Genomic DNA, 2,995 nt, shown 5'->3' with positions numbered 1-2,995 from the left:
TTAAAGAGCTTCTCTTCGTTGTGACTTACATCACTTCGGAAGAGGCGGCCATTCTAGCGATTTAATTCTCAGTGTCAAACACTTATTTGGAATTAATTCCTACTTTCTAAAAGTAGAAGCGAATCATCGCTTAAAGCTAGTTGCCTTACTAACATTTCTCGCTGAAGCCTTGTGGCGTCTGCCGTGTCAGTGAGGCGGCATTATAGAGATGCCGCTCATATTGGCAAGCAATAAATGCGTTTTTTATTAAAAAAAGAGGTTAAGCGAAGACATTTCAACCAAGGGCTTATTTATACCACTTTCACCCCAAGTTTCGAACAAATTACCCACAACGACCTGTGGATAACTACCCTCCACTATCAAAAAAGTAAGATAAACGAGCCCTAGGGTTTAGATACTCTCGAACTTGTTCAGGTAATTTGCTTGGATGAACGGCATTAACGATTTTGATCTCTTTAATAAAGAGGTCAATGATCGGAGCTTGGGTTCTTGGCACGCTAGGATCATAGATAAGTACATTTGGATAAAGCATATGTTTAGCGTTAACGGATATCACAATCCCAATCGAGTCATTTGAAAGCTGTACTACAGTTCCTGGTGGATAGACTCCCATGAACTTAACTAACAGCCCCAAGTTATCTTGGCTATATAGATGCTTGCAGCTCTTATATAGGTGGGACAGTGCCAAATACGGGATCATTTGTTGAGATTGCGTTTTACCATGGCAAAGGTTATCAAATGCATTAGCCACGGCGACTATCTTGGCAAATTCATCAATCTCATGTTCTTTTAAGCCCTCGGGGTAGCCAGAACCATCATTCATCTCATGATGTTGAGCGATCACCTTTTTAGCACTTTCAGGAAAGTCATCAATTGCCGATACAATATCCGCACCGTATTTAGTATGAAGCTTCAGGTAGTTCTCTTCTGGCACCGTTAGTGCACTCTGCTTTCTTAGTATCGCGACTGGTATTTTGATCTTGCCTACATCGTGAAACAACGCTGCGAATGAGAGGTCTTTCAATTGCTGTGTGTTATAGCCTTTGGCCTTTCCTATCATCAGTGCAACAACCGATACATTTAGAGTATGAAAGTAAATATCTTCGAAATCTGCTTTAGCATTCATAAGGTGCAAGGTGACGTTATCATCGCTCACTAGAGTTTCAACGATATCATCAACAAGAGCCTTAACCTCCCCTACCGCATCTAAAGGTCTGTTACGGATCTTGGTCATCACAGATCGCATTCGAGCAAGCGAACGTTCAAACTCTCTCTCACAATGACTCACCCTGCGGCGGTAAGAGCTAAGGGTTTCGATACGCTCATGCTTATCTTTCCACATTCTTTCCGTTTCAAGGCTTACCTGTGAATCAATATCGACTTCTTGTTCACCTACGTGATTAACAGGTAAAGGTGAGGTATCACTTTGACTCAGGTTTATATAGACGTGCTTAATCCCAAGATGTCGAATTACTTTTACTTGAGCGTCATCTTTGATTTTAAAGCTGTTGAATAAAAATGGGTGTTCATTCCATTTTACGGGGAGTCGTATATGCAGACCGGGCTGAATGCGATCTACGGTAATCTTTATGCTGCCCATTTTTATATATAATATTGATGATTAATCTCTATTTATAATTCTAATAAAACCAAGCAGCAATTTCACTATCCAATTTCACAGGCTCAACTTAAAGAGTCGCAGTGCACCATCCAGCGTATACCGAATTTATCTTCTACTTTGCCAAATCGAGCCCCCCAAAAAGTATCTGCGAGTGGAGTCATTATCCGCCCTCCCTTCTTGAGCTTTTCAAAGATTTGTTCTTGAGTCGCGGTATCTTCAGTCACAAGAGAGAGAGCGAGATTGTTGCCTTCAAGTTCTTTTGCCTTAACACCATCAGACATCATCAGCTTCATACCAAACGCTTCGAACTCAGCATGCATAACCCAATCAGGTTGAGCGCCCTCGATTACCTGTGGTGCATCACTAAAAAGCTGCTTAGATAAAACCACACCACCAAAGCACTTGTGATAAAAATCCAACGCTTCATTACAACGACCATCAAAAAACAAGTAAGGGGTTACTGTCAGCATATCTATCTCCTCTGTTAGTCCTTTAAACATAGACAATAGAAAAGAGAATGACAGGTAACATCATGATTTAAGATAATTAATTCATTATCAGATCGAATAGCGAAGGGAAATTATGAGATTTAGGAGTGAAACATCAAGATCTGTCTGATTGAAGCGCAACTGCAGCGACACGCCGGATTTCAAATTCACATACGTCCAAAACATAGAAAGGTCGCTATAAAAGCGACCTTTCTATGTTTGGTACCGATAGGCGGACTGATTGGACAGGCATTCTTGCCGCCACCGTGAAGGCAATGCTTCCTATACCCCAGATACAACAAAGCCCCGATTTTCATCTAGGCTTTGTCATTTAAATATGGTGCCGGTAGGTGACTTGACTGGGCTTGCATCCAAGCCGACACGCTGGATTTAAAATTCACAAACGCCCAAAACGACGAAAGGTCGCTATAAAAGCGACCTTTCTATGTATGGTACGTATCCGCCCCATGAACCCACGGGGCGACTTGTCAGTGTTTGAAGTTCCAAGGCAGGAGTGCGTCGATATCAGGCTCAGCTTTCGCCAGCTCTTTCATGCACTTGACCATGTAGTCGTAGAGGATAAGACCGTTGGCTTTCGCGGTCTCGATGATGCTGTAAAGCATCGCGCTCGCCTCAGCGCCATTTGGTGTGTTAGAGAACAGCCAATTTTTTCTGCCAATGACCAGTGGTTTAATTGCACGTTCAGCGCGATTATTATCGATAGATAAGTGACCATCGTCGATATAACGAATGAGCTTTGGCCATTGCCCGAGCGTGTACTTTATCGCTTTACCTAGTGGGCTAGAGCCTATCACCTTCTGGGTTGTCATCCATTGGTAAAGCTCATCCAGTATCGGCTTGGCATACGCTTGACGCTCTGCTTTTC

Annotated in this window: 3 protein-coding genes; all 3 read right to left on the bottom strand. The window is 42.7% G+C overall.

Annotated features, from left to right (window positions below; genetic code table 11):
* Positions 1-346 precede the first annotated feature (346 nt).
* Positions 347-1,600, bottom strand: coding sequence for an HD-GYP domain-containing protein (locus AB4263_RS24285; protein WP_372099044.1), 1,254 nt, complete (start codon positions 1,598-1,600; stop codon positions 347-349).
* 83 nt (positions 1,601-1,683) lie between these two features.
* The gene (locus AB4263_RS24280; protein ID WP_017055297.1) at positions 1,684-2,091 is read right to left on the bottom strand and encodes a VOC family protein; all 408 of its coding nucleotides are present in this window, start codon (positions 2,089-2,091) and stop codon (positions 1,684-1,686) included.
* A gap of 506 nt (positions 2,092-2,597) precedes the next feature.
* On the bottom strand, positions 2,598-2,995 hold a 398-nt coding region (locus tag AB4263_RS24275; RefSeq protein ID WP_372099043.1), incomplete at its 5' end, for a transposase.

Origin of the sequence: Vibrio sp. 10N.261.55.C5 (assembly GCF_041470505.1) — a bacterium.
GTDB classification, from domain to species: Bacteria; Pseudomonadota; Gammaproteobacteria; order Enterobacterales; family Vibrionaceae; genus Vibrio; species Vibrio crassostreae_C.
Note: the sequence above shows the minus strand (reverse complement) of the source record. Positions and strands in the feature narration are given on the sequence as shown.